This window comes from Faecalibacterium intestinale (assembly GCF_040096575.1).
Taxonomy (GTDB): domain Bacteria; phylum Bacillota; class Clostridia; order Oscillospirales; family Ruminococcaceae; genus Faecalibacterium; species Faecalibacterium intestinale.
Map to the genome: position 1 here is coordinate 1 of NZ_JBBMEN010000070.1, position 854 is coordinate 854.

1 protein-coding gene and 2 pseudogenes are annotated in these 854 nt (G+C 54.1%); all 3 read left to right on the forward strand.

Annotation, left to right across the window (positions count from 1 at the left end; translation table 11 throughout):
• Nucleotides 1–198, forward strand: a pseudogene (locus tag WMO20_RS14410) (hypothetical protein); the annotation flags it as partial.
• Nucleotides 191–304, forward strand: a pseudogene (locus WMO20_RS14565) (class I SAM-dependent methyltransferase); the annotation flags it as partial. The pseudogenes WMO20_RS14410 and WMO20_RS14565, both read left to right, overlap by 8 nt.
• The coding region (locus tag WMO20_RS14415) for a ketopantoate reductase family protein (protein WP_349187310.1) at nt 301–854 on the forward strand (554 nt) is incomplete at its 3' end. The pseudogene WMO20_RS14565 and the gene WMO20_RS14415, both read left to right, overlap by 4 nt.

Here is an 854-nt window from a genome sequence, read left to right on the forward strand (position 1 = left end):
TTGTCCGTTATGAATCTCATGGACCGCTTTTTGATCGATGGCTACTGGGTGGGGCACACGAACGCATGGACGATCCCCGGAACAGAAGATCTGAAGCCGTACATCACCGCAAAAGACAAGCAGAAAAAGTGGCTGTTCGGCACGGTGGGTATGGCAGTCATAGCGGCGGCACTGGCGACAATGATGACAGTACAGTAATCGGAAAGACCCTTCCGTCAGCGGCTTTTTCCGGTTTCTCGCCAAGGTCGGGGACAACAGGATGAAAATGCAGATCGTGAAGATCGGATTTGGAGGCAAGAAATGAAAATTCTGGTATATGGTGCAGGCGTTCTGGGGTGCAATCTGGCAAGAAATCTGCTGCGCGCCGGAAAGGATGTTACCCTGCTTGCGCGAGGAAACTGGGCAGCGGAGATCAGGCGGAACGGCCTGCGGATCAAGGATAAGTTTTCGCTTTGCACTTCGGTCAGCCGCATTCCGGTGGTGACGGAGCTTGCGCCGGATGCAAAGTACGATGTGATCTTTGTGGTCCTGCGTTATACACAGCTGGATTCCGCTCTGGACACGCTGCGGGCGAATCGGACGAAAAACATCGTATTTGTGGGCAACAACGTACAGACAAAAGCATTGGCGGCGGCACTGCCGGAAAAGAACGTCCTGTTTGCCTTTGCGCTTTCTGCCGGGCATCGGGAGGCTGACCGGGTGGTCTCCATCGACCTGAAGAAGATCACCATCGGGCAGCTGACGGGTGCAACCTCCAATAAACAGTTGATCGGGCGCATCTTCCACGGCACAAAATACAAGGTTGTTTACGAGCCGAACATGGAGGACTATCTGCTCTGCCATGCCGCGTTTGT